15 protein-coding genes and 2 tRNA genes are annotated in these 14,741 nt (G+C 66.2%); 8 read left to right on the plus strand and 9 right to left on the minus strand.

From position 1 onward, the window contains the following. Nucleotides 1–818: 818 nt before the first annotated feature. The 5 genes from Ga0609869_RS05750 to Ga0609869_RS05770 form a co-directional block, all read right to left on the minus strand. Nucleotides 819–1,517 (minus strand): sugar transferase, encoded by a 699-nt coding sequence (locus Ga0609869_RS05750; RefSeq protein WP_125405724.1) that lies wholly within the window; start codon nucleotides 1,515–1,517, stop codon nucleotides 819–821. A 705-nt stretch (nucleotides 1,518–2,222) separates the two neighbouring features. Further along, the gene (locus tag Ga0609869_RS05755; RefSeq protein ID WP_125405721.1) at nucleotides 2,223–2,651 is read right to left on the minus strand and encodes a hypothetical protein; all 429 of its coding nucleotides are present in this window, start codon (nucleotides 2,649–2,651) and stop codon (nucleotides 2,223–2,225) included. A 122-nt stretch (nucleotides 2,652–2,773) separates the two neighbouring features. Continuing rightward, nucleotides 2,774–3,196 carry a hypothetical protein gene (locus tag Ga0609869_RS05760; RefSeq protein ID WP_125405719.1) on the minus strand — a complete coding sequence of 141 codons (423 nt, stop codon included), beginning with the start codon at nucleotides 3,194–3,196 and terminating at the stop codon, nucleotides 2,774–2,776. A 277-nt stretch (nucleotides 3,197–3,473) separates the two neighbouring features. Continuing rightward, nucleotides 3,474–3,550 (minus strand) — tRNA-Met (locus Ga0609869_RS05765). Nucleotides 3,551–3,964: 414 nt separating this feature from the next. Beyond that, nucleotides 3,965–4,040: transfer RNA gene (locus Ga0609869_RS05770), tRNA-Lys, on the minus strand. Between the two features lie 109 nt (nucleotides 4,041–4,149). Between Ga0609869_RS05770 and dapF the strand changes: the two genes are divergently transcribed. The 5 genes from dapF to Ga0609869_RS05795 are packed head-to-tail and all read left to right on the plus strand — an operon-like array spanning nucleotide 4,150 to nucleotide 7,822. Then, nucleotides 4,150–4,986, plus strand: coding sequence for a diaminopimelate epimerase (dapF, locus tag Ga0609869_RS05775; RefSeq protein WP_125405716.1), 837 nt, complete (start codon nucleotides 4,150–4,152; stop codon nucleotides 4,984–4,986). Further along, nucleotides 4,986–6,254: a tRNA (N(6)-L-threonylcarbamoyladenosine(37)-C(2))-methylthiotransferase MtaB gene (gene mtaB / locus Ga0609869_RS05780; protein WP_125405713.1), complete on the plus strand. Its 1,269-nt coding sequence runs from the start codon at nucleotides 4,986–4,988 to the stop codon at nucleotides 6,252–6,254. The genes dapF and mtaB overlap by 1 nt, the downstream gene beginning before the upstream one ends. Before the next feature lie 3 nt (nucleotides 6,255–6,257). Further along, nucleotides 6,258–6,869 carry an FMN-binding negative transcriptional regulator gene (locus Ga0609869_RS05785; protein WP_125405710.1) on the plus strand — a complete coding sequence of 204 codons (612 nt, stop codon included), beginning with the start codon at nucleotides 6,258–6,260 and terminating at the stop codon, nucleotides 6,867–6,869. A 57-nt stretch (nucleotides 6,870–6,926) separates the two neighbouring features. Beyond that, nucleotides 6,927–7,217, plus strand: coding sequence for a hypothetical protein (locus tag Ga0609869_RS05790; RefSeq protein WP_125405707.1), 291 nt, complete (start codon nucleotides 6,927–6,929; stop codon nucleotides 7,215–7,217). Further along, nucleotides 7,217–7,822 (plus strand): glutathione S-transferase, encoded by a 606-nt coding sequence (locus Ga0609869_RS05795; protein WP_125405704.1) that lies wholly within the window; start codon nucleotides 7,217–7,219, stop codon nucleotides 7,820–7,822. Before Ga0609869_RS05790 ends, Ga0609869_RS05795 begins: the two co-directional genes overlap by 1 nt. A 3-nt stretch (nucleotides 7,823–7,825) precedes the next feature. Here Ga0609869_RS05795 and Ga0609869_RS05800 read toward each other — a convergent pair whose 3' ends face one another. Beyond that, a complete protein-coding gene (locus Ga0609869_RS05800) occupies nucleotides 7,826–8,449 on the minus strand; it encodes an outer membrane protein (protein ID WP_245972286.1) in 624 nt (207 codons plus the stop codon). A 292-nt stretch (nucleotides 8,450–8,741) separates the two neighbouring features. On the opposite strand from Ga0609869_RS05800, the gene petA reads away from it, so the two are divergent. The 3 genes from petA to Ga0609869_RS05815 are packed head-to-tail and all read left to right on the plus strand — an operon-like array spanning nucleotide 8,742 to nucleotide 11,463. After that, nucleotides 8,742–9,299, plus strand: coding sequence for a ubiquinol-cytochrome c reductase iron-sulfur subunit (petA, locus tag Ga0609869_RS05805; protein WP_125405698.1), 558 nt, complete (start codon nucleotides 8,742–8,744; stop codon nucleotides 9,297–9,299). An 11-nt stretch (nucleotides 9,300–9,310) separates the two neighbouring features. Beyond that, nucleotides 9,311–10,654 (plus strand): cytochrome b, encoded by a 1,344-nt coding sequence (locus tag Ga0609869_RS05810; protein ID WP_125405695.1) that lies wholly within the window; start codon nucleotides 9,311–9,313, stop codon nucleotides 10,652–10,654. A gap of 17 nt (nucleotides 10,655–10,671) precedes the next feature. Continuing rightward, complete coding sequence (locus Ga0609869_RS05815; RefSeq protein ID WP_125405692.1) at nucleotides 10,672–11,463, plus strand: cytochrome c1; 792 nt, start codon at nucleotides 10,672–10,674, stop codon at nucleotides 11,461–11,463. Nucleotides 11,464–11,522: 59 nt separating this feature from the next. Here the strand turns inward: Ga0609869_RS05815 and thiQ are convergent, their stop codons facing one another. The 3 genes from thiQ to thiB are packed head-to-tail and all read right to left on the minus strand — an operon-like array spanning nucleotide 11,523 to nucleotide 14,741. Beyond that, the gene (thiQ, locus tag Ga0609869_RS05820; protein ID WP_125405689.1) at nucleotides 11,523–12,215 is read right to left on the minus strand and encodes a thiamine ABC transporter ATP-binding protein; all 693 of its coding nucleotides are present in this window, start codon (nucleotides 12,213–12,215) and stop codon (nucleotides 11,523–11,525) included. Next, the gene (locus tag Ga0609869_RS05825; protein WP_125405686.1) at nucleotides 12,202–13,773 is read right to left on the minus strand and encodes an ABC transporter permease family protein; all 1,572 of its coding nucleotides are present in this window, start codon (nucleotides 13,771–13,773) and stop codon (nucleotides 12,202–12,204) included. The genes thiQ and Ga0609869_RS05825 overlap by 14 nt, the downstream gene beginning before the upstream one ends. Continuing rightward, nucleotides 13,749–14,741, minus strand: a complete 993-nt coding sequence (gene thiB, locus Ga0609869_RS05830; protein WP_125405683.1) for a thiamine ABC transporter substrate binding subunit — start codon at nucleotides 14,739–14,741, stop codon at nucleotides 13,749–13,751. The genes Ga0609869_RS05825 and thiB overlap by 25 nt, the downstream gene beginning before the upstream one ends.

Raw genomic sequence — 14,741 nt, forward strand, 5'->3', positions numbered from 1 at the left:
CGCGCTGCGCGCGCTCGGTGCCGACGACGCAGCGCCCTTGTGGCCCTTCGGCCTGAAAGAGCGGCGGGACAAGATCAAAGACCACAAGGCCGCCATCGAGGTCCGGCTTGCGCGGAACACCCGTCTTCGATGCGCGCGCAGCCCGGTCTGCCGCAGCCCTGCCGGACGAGCGAGGCGCGCCTTGGACGCGTCAGGCGCAAACGCACAGGGCAGTTCGCCGATCCGGCTGAGCCGTTGTTCGCGTGCGCGGGGCGAGTGATCACTCTCCGAGGGTGCGCGGCTTTTGCCGCTCGTCTGTGATTGAGATGTCGACGGGTTTGGCGATGCAGAACGCATCCTCCGGTTCGACACCGACCTGCCGCGCCGCGCGTGGAGTGGCCGGGCAGACGTCGGACTGCAGGTAGATTGCCGCCCGCGGACCTCAACGTGACGCCGCCCGGGTCGCGCTGGCGGTCCTGCGGCGCGATATGGCGGGCGGTTCGGCAAGGATCGGCCTATGCCCCGAAGACACGATTGATACAATGGGGCTAATTGTGCACACATTGTGGACAGATCAGGAAGTAGTTCACCGTGCCATAGGTTTAATGTAGCAGCTCGCGGGCGATCCGTTGGTTGGTTGGAATAGTTGCGGCGAGCGACACAGACGACGATTGGACGGGGCAGAATGCACCGGAAGGCAAAAACGAACACTGCTTCGGAACCTTGCCGGCGGCTGGCCAGCGAGGCAAGACCGGCGACGATCTGGCGGGTTGTCGTGGTCGGCTGCGCATTGTGCTGGATCGGACTCGCCGCCCTCGCAATCGCCTGAAAGATCGTCGCTACCGCGCGCCATGCTGCTTGAGCACGACGGCAATGGTGCGCCAGATGATTTTGAGATCGCACCAGAAGGTCCGGTTGTGGACATAGTCCACATCCATTGCGACGCGTTCTTCGAAGGTCGTGTTGGATCGGCCGCTGACCTGCCATGCACCGGTCACACCAGGCTTGACCGACATGTATTCCTTGAAATTGGCGCCGTAATAGACGGCCTCTTCCATCAGGATCGGCCGCGGCCCCACCACCGACATATCGCCACGCAGCACGTTCAGGAATTGCGGCAGCTCGTCGAGGCTGGTCTTGCGCAGGATCACACCGATACAGTGGATGCGGGGGTCATTGGTCAGCTTGCGGATTGTTTGCCATTCGCGCCGGGCCTCGGGATCAGCCTGCAAAAGCTCGTCGAGGCGGGCCTCGGCGTCACGCACCATGGTGCGGAACTTCAGACATTTGAATGGTCGGCCGTGCTGGCCGATCCGCTCTTGTGAGAACAACACCGGTCCCCCGTCCGCGATCAGCAGCAGCAGCGTGATCACCACGAAGAACGGCAGCAGGAAAAGCAGCGCAAGCGCCGCGAACGCCCTGTCGAAGAGTTGTTTTTGAAGCTGCGACCTCTGCCGCGCCACCGATGATTGCAGGTGCAGATTTTGTTCGATGCCGCGCACCAGGGCAATCGTGTCAAAATCGTTTCGAAAAAGCATGGCAACCTAGTTGCTCAAGCAACCCCCCGCCCCAAAACACACGAATCTCGTACTTGGAGAGGGTACACGTTAACGAGCTATTATAATTGAATTTATTTTGTTTCCAATTCGTGCACAAACTGTTTCCAGATAGATGCCTTTGGGGGCCCTCTGCCCTGTCGGGCGCTGGCAGGGCGCGATGCTGCGCCGCGGCTACGCTGCGCCAAGACTGCCGCCCACCGGGCGCCCCTGTGGCGCAGCCGTTGACAGCGGCGACCACGCCGACGCGGCCTCCTGCCGATTGCCGGCCTTCGCGGACGGAGGTCAGTACTTCGACGGTGTCTTCGCCCGTGCAGACCTGGTCGGCGGCTCGTTGCCGGTGGGTGTCCATCGAACCGGATCGGCCCACGAACGAGTAGCATGTCGCCGATCGAAGGATGCCGGTCGGATTCGACCAGGGTGCGCGACCGAACGTGCGCCTGACCGACATGATAGACGCTGCCCAGCCAGGCGCGCTGCGGGATCTCGTTCAGAATTCGCTAAGACCGGTTGCCGGGGGTAGGATTTGAACCTACGGCCTTCAGGTTATGAGGGCTACCCTAGCGCCCAGAATACCTTTTTGATTTCAGACGGTTAGGCGAAATTCGGGTGCCAAACGTCGGCAGCGTGTCGCACGGAGCAGACGCAAGGTATTGAGAAGGAACGGGAATCCGATTTTCGGAGTATTCATTGCCGCTCAGGAGGCCACGGGCCCGGCGCACAGGGGCGCTCGAACCACGCCCGGTCGCGCAACGCCTCGTTGTCGACGTTTCGCCATGCACACGGCGGAACGAACGGCGGACGCCCATCATCAAGCAACAGGCCGGGCCCGACCCAGCCCGTGAAGTATCCGTTGCAGCTGCCGCCGGGTTTGTCGAGGCCGCTGATGTCCATCGCATCAGAGTAGTCCACCGGCACCCTGCTGTCGGTCTCGGCGTCATAGAGGCCCGTGAATTCGCGGTTTTTTGAGTGAACGAAAACATAGCGGTCGTTGAAGCAGACGAACTCGACATCGCGTGCCAGCCGGGTCCGGCCGTTCGTCGCGAACAGATCCCAGCGACCGTAGCGGTTCCAGTCGAACTCTCGGCCCAACTGCATCCCACTCGGCAGGGTCACGGACTCGTGGAAGCTTATCGCCCACAGAGACCCTGCGACCAACGCCCAGAGTAGGAACAACCCGGTCAGACCGAACAGAACGTATCTGGCGAGCGTGCCTGCAAAAGATCGCCGCCTCAACGTCATCGCGCATCGACCGCGCCATACTGGCTGGCACCGGCGTCCTTGATGACCGCGGCAGAGAATCGCGCGGTCCAGTCGCCGGTGATAGGATACGGCGTACCGCCTGCCTCGATACCGATATCAAGCGGGTCCTCGAAGCTGTCACGGAACTCGGAGCTGGTTTCCCCAGTGATCCGAAGCGTCGCGCCACGGTCGTCGACGCGACCGACGAAGATGCCACGTACCTCGCCATAACCGTGCGAGAAGGCGACATCACCGAAATCATATGCATCGCCGAAGTCGTAGGTGAGCCACCCCTCGCCCGACTCGCGCGCTTTGTGCGCGATCTGGTCCGCGAGGCGGCGGAACGCGCCCTCGGCCCCATCGCCATAGGCGTATTGCTCGGCAATCTCTCGCAGGTGTCCGATCTCCAGCAGGGTCACCGCGCGCCCGCCGCCATTATAGTAGTGGCGAACGAAATCGCTGTTGGTCCAGCGATCATAGCTCGACGCAAGGCTCGTGGTGAACTCGTGAAATCCGAACTCGGTCTGCAGAACATCGGCTCCGTCCCGTGTCGCATCCGTGTTGCACGGAGGAATCGGGGCTGGTCGTAAGCCTTTGGAATCTTAGGGGAGCGTTCGGGACGGGCTTGGAACACGACGCGACACGCAAAAGCCGCCCAGAGGGCGGCCTAAGTGTTTGATATCTTGCATGATATTTTGGTTGCGGGGGTAGGATTTGAACCTACGACCTTCAGGTTATGAGCCTGACGAGCTACCGGGCTGCTCCACCCCGCGACAGTGCGACGTAGATATGACAAGCCGCGGGGGACTTCAACAGCCCATAGGACTTTTTATGACCGTTTTGAAAGGGTGTACGCACGCGGGGTCGGGAGCGTTCGGCTTGCAGGAACATGACGTAGTTTGAGGGGGCGAGCCGCGGCGCGCGCGGGGCGCTCTAGTGGCCATCTTCACCCCAAGGCGTCGCCCTATCCGCAAGTCTGCGTCGAAGCCTGTCGAAGGCGAAAGAATCGCATCGCGTCCGGCTGGGCGCCCGTTCCTGCGCAGGCGGTTCACAGGCGGTGGTCGGGATGCCCTGATCCATCTGCCCGGGCAGGGCCGCCGTTTGGCAGGGTTGCGTCTCATGCCGGTCCGGTGGCAGGCCAGAAACACAAAGGGCTCAGCCGGCCTCGGCTAAGCCCTTGGTTTCAGTGGTGAGCCGTGCAGGATTCGAACCTGCGACCCACTGATTAAAAGTCAGTTGCTCTACCAACTGAGCTAACGGCCCACTTGAGGGTTGCTAGTTAGAAAAAGCCGCTCACACGGTCAAGGGCAAAACATCGGAAACTTGACGAGGCTGCTGGATTCGCGTTTGCGGCCGCTGTATAGCACCTGCCATGCGCAAAATGGCCGGCTCCGACGGCCTGGCCTTCATGAAGATGCATGGGCTGGGCAACGACTTTGTGGTGATCGACCGGCGGGGCGGCGGGGGACCGCTTGCCGCGGGTCTTGTTGCGGCCGTTGCCGACCGGCACCGGGGCGTGGGGTTCGACCAACTGGCGGTAATCGAACCGGCCGAGGGCGCCGACGCGCGGCTGACCTTCTACAATGCCGACGGGTCGGCCTCGGCCGCCTGCGGCAACGCCACGCGCTGCATCGCCCGGCACCTGATGGACGAGACCGGGCAAGTGGCGCTGACGCTCGTCACCGAAAGGGGGACCCTGCGCGCCGAGGATGCCGGCGGCGGCCTGACCTCGGTCAACATGGGGGCGCCGATTGTCGACTGGGCGGGCGTCCCGCTGGCCGAGACGGTGGACACATTGCACCTGCCCATCGAGGGCGATCCGGTGGCCACCGGGATGGGCAACCCGCATTGCACCTTTTTCGTCGCGGATGCCGAGGCGGTCGACCTGGGCCGGTTCGGCCCGGCGCACGAGCATCACGCGCTTTTCCCCGAACGCACCAATGTGCAGGTCGCCCATGTCATCGGCCCCGACCGGTTGAGGATGCGGGTGTGGGAGCGGGGCACCGGCATCACGCTGGCCTCGGGCTCGTCCTCCTGCGCGGTGGCCGTGGCCGCGGCGCGGCGCGGGCTGACCGGGCGCCGGGTGCGCATCGTGCTGGACGGCGGCGAGATCGACATCGACTGGCGCGGCGACGGGGTGTGGATGACCGGGCCGACCGCCCATGTCTTCGACGGCGTTTTCACCCCGGCCTTTTTGGAGGGCACGTGATGGACCGGCCCGCGCCCCGCTTTACCACGCTCGGCTGCCGGCTGAACGCCTACGAGACCGAGGCGATGAAAGAACTCGCACGCACGGCCGGGGTCGAGAACGTTCAGGTCGTCAACACCTGCGCCGTGACCGCCGAGGCGGTGCGCAAGGCGCGCCAGGAGGTGCGGCGGCTGCGGCGCGAGAACCCGACCGCCAGGATCGTCGTCACCGGCTGCGCGGCCCAGACCGACCCCGGACGCTTTGCCGAGATGGAAGAGGTCGACCTGGTGATCGGCAATACCGAGAAGATGCGCGCCGAGACGTGGGCGGGGTTGGCGGGGGGCCCCGACTTCGTCGGCGAGACGGAAAAGGTGCAAGTCGACGACATCATGTCGGTGACCGAGACCGCCGGCCACCTGATCGACGGGTTCGGCACGCGCAGCCGCGCCTATGTGCAGATCCAGAACGGCTGCGATCATCGCTGCACCTTTTGCATCATCCCGTTCGGGCGGGGCAATTCGCGCTCGGTCCCCGCCGGCGTGGTGGTCGAGCAGATCGGCCGGCTGGTCGGGCGGGGGTATAACGAGGTGGTGCTGACGGGGGTCGATCTCACGAGCTGGGGCGCCGACCTGCCGGGGGCGCCGCGGCTGGGCGATCTGGTCCGGCGCATCCTGAGACTGGTGCCTGCGCTGCCGCGGCTGCGGCTGTCCTCGATCGATTCGATCGAGGCAGATGACGCGCTGATGCACGCCATCGCCGAGGAAGAGCGGCTGATGCCGCATCTGCACCTGTCGCTGCAGGCCGGCGACGACCTGATCCTCAAGCGCATGAAGCGGCGGCATTCACGCGCCGATGCCGTCGCCTTTTGCCACGAGGTCCGAAGGCTGCGCCCCGACATCACCTTCGGCGCCGACATCATCGCCGGCTTCCCGACCGAAACCGAGGCGATGTTCGAGAACTCGCTGCGGTTGGTCGAGGACTGCGGCCTTACCTGGCTGCACGTTTTTCCCTACTCGGCCCGGCCGGGCACGCCGGCGGCACGGATGCCCAAGGTGGACGGCAACGCGATCAAGGATCGCGCGGCGCGGCTGCGGGCGGCGGGCACGGCGCGGGTGCAACGCCATCTGGCCGACCAGGTGGGCCGCACCCATCGCGTGCTGATGGAAAGCCCCCGCATGGGCCGGACCGAGCAGTTCACCGAGGTCGACTTTGCCACCGACCGCCCGGTTGGCGGGATCGTGACCGCGACCATGGCGGGGCACGGCGAGGGCCGGCTGAAGGCGGGCTGAGCGATGCATCCCAACCGCGCCTTTCGCAGCGAACCCCACGACAGGAACGTGGCCTTCGCCCGGGCGCGCGGTTTTGGCGTTCTGACGGTGAACGGGGCCGACGGCCCGCTTGCCAGCCATGTGCCGTTTCTCTTGTCCGAGGATGGCACGCTTCTGGAAACCCATCTGGTGCGTTCCACGCCGCTGGCCCGGTCCCTGCCCGCGCCCGCGCTGATGGCGGTTGCGGGGCCCGATGGGTATATCTCGCCCGATTGGTACGGCGTGCCCGACCAGGTGCCGACATGGAATTACGTCGCCGTGCATCTGCGCGGCACGCTGGAGGCCGCGCCGCCCGATACGCTGCGCGACCTGCTCGACCGGCAATCGGCGCTGTTCGAGGCAGGGCTCGCGCCCAAGCCGCCCTGGACCACCGCCAAGATGCCCGAGGCGGCGATGGAGCGGCTGATGCGCGCGATCGTGCCCTGCCGGATGCGGGTCGCGGATGTCGACGGCACCTGGAAACTGAGCCAGAACAAGCCCCCCGCCGCCCGGCTGGGCGCGGCTGCGGGGCTGGACCTTGCCGGGCCGGAGGCACGGATGCTTGCCGACCTGATGCGGGCCCTGTCCGACACGTGAATGGACAGACCCGCCGGCATTGCCTATTCTTAAGTCAACCGATCAAGGAGTGATCCCATGCCTTTGCCCATCGCCCCGATTGCCGGTGTGGCCCTGCGTGTCGGCGTCCGCTACGGCGCCATCGCGCTGGCAACCTATGCGATCAGCCGCAGCATGGAGCCCGCACCGCGCGACCAGCGCGCCGAAGACGCGATGGACGATGTGCATGAGGGTATGCAATTCCGCCGCGACGACGAGCAGATGAACGGCACTGCACGCCTGAAGCGGACCATCCGCGTCGGCCATAACGGCCCCGGCGTCGAGATCGACGCGAGCGCCCTGGGCCGGCTGCGTATCCGCCGCGTGTGATGCAGCTTTTCGACAATCCGGCCTCGCCCTTCTGCCGAAAGGTCAAGGTCGTCCTGCGCGAAACCGGCCAAGAGGCCGATGTCGAGCCGATACCCGTCGCTGGCCATCCGACCGAATGCTCGGCAATGCCGTTGGCGCACAACCCTTTGGGCAAGATCCCGTCGCTGATCCGCCCCGACGGACCCGCGCTTTATGACAGCCGGGTCATCTGCCGCTTTCTCGACGACCGGGCCGGCGGGCGGCTTTACCCGTCCGCCCCGCGCCTGTGGGAGGCGCTGACGCTGGAGGCGACCGCCGACGGCATGATGGATGCCGCGGTGCTGATGATCTACGAGACCCGCTCGCGCCCCGAATCGAAACGCTCCCCCGATTGGGTCGAGGCCCAGTGGGACAAGATTTCCCGCAGCCTCGCAACGCTGGACGGGCGCTGGATGGCCTATCTGGCGGGTCCCGTCGATATCGGCCAGATCGCGCTGGGCTGTGCGCTGGGCTATCTCGACTTTCGCCATGGCACGCGGGACTGGCGCACCGGGCATGACCGGCTGGCCTCTTGGTACGCCGATTTCGTGCAGCGCCCGTCGATGGTGGCGACGACCCCGGCCTGAGCGTCAGAATCGGTAGCTGATGCCGATATTCAGAGCGTTGGTGACGATGTTGGCGTCCATCGACCCGCCGTTGTCTAGGTCGATATCGTTCTGGCTGTAGCTGCCCTTGTATTCACCGAAAATCGCCCATTCTTCATTCAACTCGTAGCTGAGCCCGGCAATCCAGACCACCGCGGCGCCGGTCAGCTGGTATTCGAAGGTCTTGCCACCCGCGGTCATCACGTCGGCATGGGGAATCGCCACGCCGAGACCGCCCCCCACATAGGGCGTCCAGCGCCGGTCGGGCTGGGGCCAGCGGTAGAAGGCGTTGAGCGTCACGAGGTTGTGCCCGTCGGTCAACTCGAGCCGGTCGAACCCGTTATCGGCCAGCGTATCGTCGCTGGCATAGACCTTGGCGTGGTTGAATTCGAGCCCGAGGCCGAAACGCTCGGTCCGCCACCAGGTGGCGCGGATGCCGTAGTAGGGCGGAATGTCGAACGATTTGCCCTTCCATTCGGCGTTGAAATCGAAATCGCCCACTCCGCCGGGATCGCTGCCCGACACGTCACTGTGCGGCGCGGTCTGGTAGCCGGTATAGACGCTGAGCTCGATTTGCGCGGCGGCGGGAAGGGCCAGAAGAGGAAGCATCAAAAGGGCGTGAAAAAGACGTGTCATGGATCGATCCAATGCGGTTTTGTTCCACCTCAGGTATTCCCAAATTTCCTGTCCAGATACAATTTTTTGTAGTTGCATCAGAAGGTCACGGGTATACCACTGTCGACCGGGTGCTATATCTGGCTGGCGGGCATCCTGCGCGGGTATGTCCGCTGGACGCAAGTCGTTGCGAGGTCTAGTTAACTCGCGCAAGAGGCCGCGGGAGCACCCCGGCCCGTTTTTTGACGAAGCGACCGTACCGACGGTCATGCAAAGGAGAATTCTCGTGTCGCACGCAGAAGATCACGACAGCTCCCGCCGCGATTTCCTTTACTACGCCACTGCGGGGGCTGGTGCGGTGACGGCTGGGGCGATGGTCTGGCCCCTGGTGGACCAGATGAACCCCTCGGCGGACGTTCAGGCGTTGAGTTCGATCCGGGTGGACGTGGCCTCGGTGGTCGAAGGCCAGCAGCTTACGGTTAAGTTCCTCGGCAAGCCCGTGTTCATCCGCAAGCGCACGCCCGAAGACATCGAGCTGGCGCGCGACTGGGACGTCGACCAACTGCGCGACCCCGACTCGCGCAACCCCAACAAGCCCGGCCCCGCGACCGATGCCAACCGGACGCTGGACGACGCGGGTACATGGCTGGTCATGATCGGCGTCTGCACCCATCTGGGCTGCGTTCCGATCGGCAACCAGTCGGGTGATTTTGGCGGGTGGTTCTGCCCCTGCCATGGTTCGCACTACGATTCGGCAGGTCGCATCCACAAGGGTCCCGCGCCTGAAAACCTCCACATCCCGGTCGCGTCCTTCGTGGACGAGACGACCATCCAACTCGGTTAAGGGAGCACCCGATGTCCGGTATTCCTCACGATCACTACGAGCCGAAGACCGGCTCTGAGAAGTGGCTGCATCGGCGTCTGCCGATCGTCGGCCTGATCTACGACACGATCATGATTCCCACCCCCAAGAACCTCAACTGGATGTGGATCTGGGGGATCGTGCTGTTCTTCGCGCTGATGCTGCAGATCGTCACCGGCATCGTGCTGGCGATGCATTACACGCCGCATGTCGACATGGCCTTTCAGTCGGTCGAACATATCATGCGCAACGTGAACGGCGGGCACTTCCTGCGCTACCTGCACTCGAACGGCGGGTCGCTGTTCTTCGTTGCGGTGTATTTGCATATCTTCCGCGGGCTCTACTACGGCTCTTACAAGACCCCGCGCGAGGTGACCTGGATCATCGGTATCCTGATCTACCTGGCGATGATGGCGACCGCGTTCATGGGCTACGTGCTGCCCTGGGGGCAGATGTCGTTCTGGGGCGCCACGGTCATCACCGGCCTGTTCGGTGCGATCCCGTGGGTCGGCGAGCCGATCCAGACCTGGCTGCTGGGCGGGCCCGCCGTGGGCAACGCGACGCTCAACCGGTTCTTCTCGCTGCACTACCTTGTGCCCTTCGTGATCCTCGGGCTCTCGATCGTGCATGTCTGGGCCTTCCACACCACCGGCAACAACAACCCCACCGGGGTCGAGGTGCGCCGCGGGTCGAAGGAAGAGGTCAAGCGCGACACCCTGCCGTTCTGGCCCTACTTCGTCATCAAGGACCTGTTCGCGCTGGGCATCGTGATGATCGTGTTCTTCGCGATCGTGGGCTTCATGCCCAACTACCTGGGCCACCCCGACAACTACATCCCGGCCAACCCGATGGTGACGCCGACCCACATCGTGCCCGAATGGTACTTCCTGCCGTTCTACGCCATCCTGCGCGCCTTCGACGGCGAAGTCTGGGCGGTGATGCTGACCGACTGGCTGACCCTCGGCGTGGTGGATGCCAAGTTCTTCGGCGTGCTGGCGATGTTCGGTTCGATCATCGTGCTGGCTCTGACGCCGTGGCTGGATACCTCGACGGTGCGCTCGGGCCGCTATCGCCCGATGTTCAAATGGGCGTTCTGGGGCCTCGTGGTCGACTTCTTCGTGCTGATGTGGGCGGGGGCGATGCCGGCAGAAGGCATCTACACCACCGTCGCGCTGATCGGGTCGGCCTACTGGTTCGCCTACTTCCTGCTGATCCTGCCGGCGCTCGGCGCGCTTGAAAAACCGCTGCCGCAGCCCGAAACGATCGAGGAAGATTTCAACGCGCATTACGGCGGCAAGCCGAAAGCCGGTTCGGCGCAGACGAGCCCGGCCGAGTGAGAGAAGGAACGAGACAGATGTTCAAGAAACTCACCATCGCCGCCGCCGCGGCCCTGACCCTCAGCTTTGGCGCTGGCAGCGCCATGGCCGCGGAAGGCGGGCACGTGACCGACTACCAGTTCCCGTTCGAAGGACCGTTCGGCAAGTACGACCAGGCCCAGCTTCAGCGCGGCCTGCAGGTCTACACCGAGATCTGCTCGGTCTGCCACGGGCTGGAACTGGTGCCCTTCCGCACGCTCGCCGATCCCGGCGGGCCCAGCCTGAGCGACGCGGCGATGCGCGAATACACCGCCCAGTTCGAGATCTACGATCCCGAGCTGGAGGATTATCGCCCCGCCAAGCCGGTCGACCATTTCCCGGCCGGCACCTATCCCGGGGCGCCCGACCTCAGCGTGATCGCCAAGGCGCGCGCGGGCTTCCACGGGCCGTCGGGCCTGGGTCTGAACCAGTTCTTCCGCGGCATCGGCGGGCCGGAATACATCGCGTCCTACCTGACCGGCTTCTCCGAAGAGACCAAGGAAGAAGCGGGCACCATCTACTACGCGAACGACGTCTTTCCCGGCGGCTGGAGCGCGATGCCGCCGCAGTTTTACGGCGATGACGTGGTCTATGCCGACGGCACCGAGGCAACCCCGGTGCAGCAGGCCAAGGACGTTTCGGCCTTCCTGATGTGGACGGCCGAGCCCAAGATGATGGCGCGCAAGCAGGCCGGTTTCGTCTCGGTGATCTTCCTCACCGTGCTGACCGTGCTGCTGTACCTGACCAACAAGCGGCTCTGGGCGCCTTACAAGAAGAAGAAAGAAATCTGATCGGGGCCCCTTGCGCCCAGACCAGTGAAACGCGCCCTACGGGGCGCGTTTTTCGTTTGTCAGCCCAGGTAGGCGCGCAGGGCTGGCGGCGGGTCGGCAAAGATCGCTTCGGTGGGGCGCGGCGCCTCGGCCCGGCCGTCGGCCACCAGCACCGCCTGGTCGGCCACGGCGCGGGCATCGGCGGGATCGTGCGTGACCATCAGCACCGTCGCCCGCGTCTCGCCCGCAAGCTCGGCCACGAGGGTCAGCATCTCGCGTTTCAGCGCCGGGCCCAGCGCCGCGAACGGCTCGTCCAGCAGCACGAGCGGACGGCCGCGCAGCAGCATCCGCGCCAACGCCACGCGGCTGCGCTGCCCGCCCGACAGCGCGGCGGGCTTGCGCGTCTCGAACCCCGCCAGCCCGACCCGGTCCAGCGCCGCCGCGACGGCCGCGCGGTCGTCGGCGCCGAGGCGCAGGTCGGGGCGCAGCCCCAGCCCGACGTTCTGCTCCACGCTGAGATGGGGGAAGAGATTGTTGTCCTGAAACAGCATCGAGACGGGCCGCGCGCCGGGCGCCAGCGGCCCCAGATCCTGCCCGCGCCACAGGACGCGGCCCCGCGCGGGCGGCAAGAACCCTGCAATCGCATCCAGAAGCGTCGACTTGCCCGCCCCTGACGGGCCCAGCAACGCCACGATATGCCCCTCTTCGACACCGAAATCGGCGATCAGGCGAAACCGGCCCTGTTGAAGCATCAGGCCCTCAAGCCGCAGCATGGGCGCGCCCTCCCCTGTCGAACACCCAGAACAGGGCAAGGCTGAGGATCAGCAGCAAGAGCGCCGCGCCGGCGGCGTCCTCCATTCGGTAGGCGGCCATCAGCCGGTAAAGCTGCAGCGGCAGCGTGGCCTGGCTGGGGTCGGCGAAAAGCGCGATGACGCCGAGATCGCCCATCGACAGCGCCGCCGACAGCCCAAGGGCAAATCCGGCGGGCCGGCGCAGCCGGGGCAGCAGAACCAGCCGCAGCCGCGACCGGCCGGCCACGCCCAGGCTGTCGGCCAGCCGGCCGAACCCCGCCTCGGCCTCGGCCACCGCCGGGACGAGGGCACGAAGCGCAAAGGGCAGGCTCATCGCGGCATTGACCAGCGCGGTGACGGGCAGGGCCAGCGCCACCGGGTCGGCCACCGGGAACAGCAGGATGAAAAGACCCGTGCCGATGACCAGCGGCGAGGTTGCGATGGAAAGGGTGCCCGCCGCCTGCAACGCCGCGCCCCCAGCGCCGCCCAGCCGCACCGCGGCCAGCGCCAGCGGCAGGGCCAGCGCCAGCGTCAGCGCGGCCGAGCCCAGCGCCACCAGCACCGAGCGCGCCGCCGCGGCAAAGACGCTGGCCGGCAGCCCGGCCATCCCCGGCAGGCCCTTGGCCACCACCATGCCGAGCGGCAGGATCAGAAAGAGCGCGGCGAAGGCCAGCCAGGCGGCGTCGGTCAGCCGCAGCGCACGGCCGGTCGCGTCCCACCGCGCGACCGGACGGTCGAGTCCGGCGCCCATCCCCGTGGGCAGCGCCACGGCAAAGGCCAGCACCGCCGCCGCCGCGCACAGCGCGAACTGCACCAGCGCCAGCAGCGCCGCGCGGCCAAGGTCGAATTCGAAGCGGAAGGCCTGGTAGATCGCCAGCTCGACCGTGGTGGCGCGGGGGCCGCCGCCCAGCGTCAGCGCCACGGCAAAGCTGGTCATGCAGATCAGGAAGATCACCAAAAAGGCGCCCGGCAGGGTGGCGCGCAGCATCGGACGTTCCAGAACGCGGGCGACGTCGGACGGCGCAAAGCCCAGCGAGGCGGCCAGCCGGAACCGTTCGGACGGGATTGCCAGCCAGCCCTGCAGCACCAGCCGCGTGGCGAGCGGCAGGTTGAAGAACACATGCGCCAGCACCACGCCGGTCAGCCCGTAAATGTCGATGGGTCCGAGGCCCAGCAGCCCCAGCGCGTCGGAGATCAGCCCGCTGCGCCCGTAGACGGCCAGCAGGCCCAGCACCGCCACGATCACCGGCAAGATGAACGGCGCACCCAACAGCGTGATCAGAACGCCCCGGCCGGCAAAGTTCCGGCGCGCCAGCGCGCGCGCCACCGGCACCGCCAGCAGGCACGACAGTGCCGCCGACAAGAACGCCTGCCACAGGGTAAAGCGCACCGCGGCCCAGTCGGCCGGCCCCAGCCCGGCGCCGGCCTCGGCACGCCAGGCCACGGCGCCCAACGGCACAAGCGCCAGTGCCAGAACCAGAGCCGCCGCCGCGGCGCCGGCCGCGACCGCGGGCCCTAGCGGGCGAGCGCGGCGCGCCATGTCTCAAGCGCCGCGTCGCGCACCTTGGCCGCCTCGCCCGCGGCGTAGATCAACGCCTCATCGGGCGAGATCAGCGTTTCGAAACCCTGCGGAAGCCCGCCCTCGGGGGTGACGGCCGGGTACATCCAGTTGGTCGTCGGAATGACCGACTGGAACGCGTCCGTCAGCATGAAGTCGAGAAACCGTTCGGCGAGTTCCGGCTGGTCGGACGACGCGATGCGGCCGGCTACCTCGATCTGCATGTAATGCCCCTCGGCGAAGGGCGCCGCGGCCTTTGTGTCGTCGCCCTCCGCGATCAGGTGATAGGCGGGCGAGGTGGTGTAGCTGAGCACCATGTCGGCCTCGCCCTCGACAAACAGCCCGTAGGCCTCGGACCAGCCCTTGGTCACGGTCAGCACATGCGGCGCGAGCCCCTGCCAGATCTCGCCGGCGCGTTCGCCATAGGCCGCCTGCACCCACAGCAGCAGGCCCAGCCCCGGAGTGGAAGAGCGCGGGTCCTGGATGATGATCTTGAGATCCTCGGGCGCGGCGATCAGCTCTTGGAAGCTGCCGGGCGGGGTGGCCAGTTTCGTCTTGTCGTAGACGAAGGCGAAATAACCCCAGTCATAGGGCAGGAACATGTCGTCGTCCCAGCCCACGGGCAGGTCCAGCTTGACATCGTCGCGCCCGTGCCGTGCGAAGAGGCCGGTGTCGGCCGCCCGCGCGGTCAGGTTGGTATCGAGCCCCATCACGATATCGGCCTCGGTGCGCGCCCCCTCGAGCTGGAGCCGCGCCAACAGCGCCGCGCCGTCGCCCATCGCCAGAAAGCGCAGGTCGCAGCCGCAAACATCTTCGAACGCCGCCTCGACCTGCGGGCCCGGCCCCCATTCGGTGACGAAGCTGTCATAGGTATAGACGGTCAGCACCGGCGTCTGGGCCGGCGCGGGGCCGGCGGCCAGCGCCGCCGCGGCGATCATCGGAAATCTCAT

It is taken from the genome of Rhodovulum iodosum (assembly GCF_041020385.1).
Lineage (GTDB): Bacteria > Pseudomonadota > Alphaproteobacteria > Rhodobacterales > Rhodobacteraceae > Rhodovulum > Rhodovulum iodosum.

Coding starts and splice junctions, on each gene's coding strand:
- Ga0609869_RS05810 (WP_125405695.1), top strand. CDS start 9,311: ATGTCCGGTATTCCTCACGATCACTACGAGCCGAAGACCGGCTCTGAG.
- thiB (WP_125405683.1), bottom strand. CDS start 14,741: ATGAGATTTCCGATGATCGCCGCGGCGGCGCTGGCCGCCGGCCCCGCG.
- mtaB (WP_125405713.1), top strand. CDS start 4,986: ATGGACCGGCCCGCGCCCCGCTTTACCACGCTCGGCTGCCGGCTGAAC.
- thiQ (WP_125405689.1), bottom strand. CDS start 12,215: ATGCTGCGGCTTGAGGGCCTGATGCTTCAACAGGGCCGGTTTCGCCTG.
- Ga0609869_RS05795 (WP_125405704.1), top strand. CDS start 7,217: ATGCAGCTTTTCGACAATCCGGCCTCGCCCTTCTGCCGAAAGGTCAAG.
- Ga0609869_RS05785 (WP_125405710.1), top strand. CDS start 6,258: ATGCATCCCAACCGCGCCTTTCGCAGCGAACCCCACGACAGGAACGTG.
- Ga0609869_RS05750 (WP_125405724.1), bottom strand. CDS start 1,517: ATGCTTTTTCGAAACGATTTTGACACGATTGCCCTGGTGCGCGGCATC.
- Ga0609869_RS05825 (WP_125405686.1), bottom strand. CDS start 13,773: ATGGCGCGCCGCGCTCGCCCGCTAGGGCCCGCGGTCGCGGCCGGCGCC.
- dapF (WP_125405716.1), top strand. CDS start 4,150: ATGCGCAAAATGGCCGGCTCCGACGGCCTGGCCTTCATGAAGATGCAT.
- Ga0609869_RS05800 (WP_245972286.1), bottom strand. CDS start 8,449: ATGCTTCCTCTTCTGGCCCTTCCCGCCGCCGCGCAAATCGAGCTCAGC.
- Ga0609869_RS05815 (WP_125405692.1), top strand. CDS start 10,672: ATGTTCAAGAAACTCACCATCGCCGCCGCCGCGGCCCTGACCCTCAGC.
- Ga0609869_RS05790 (WP_125405707.1), top strand. CDS start 6,927: ATGCCTTTGCCCATCGCCCCGATTGCCGGTGTGGCCCTGCGTGTCGGC.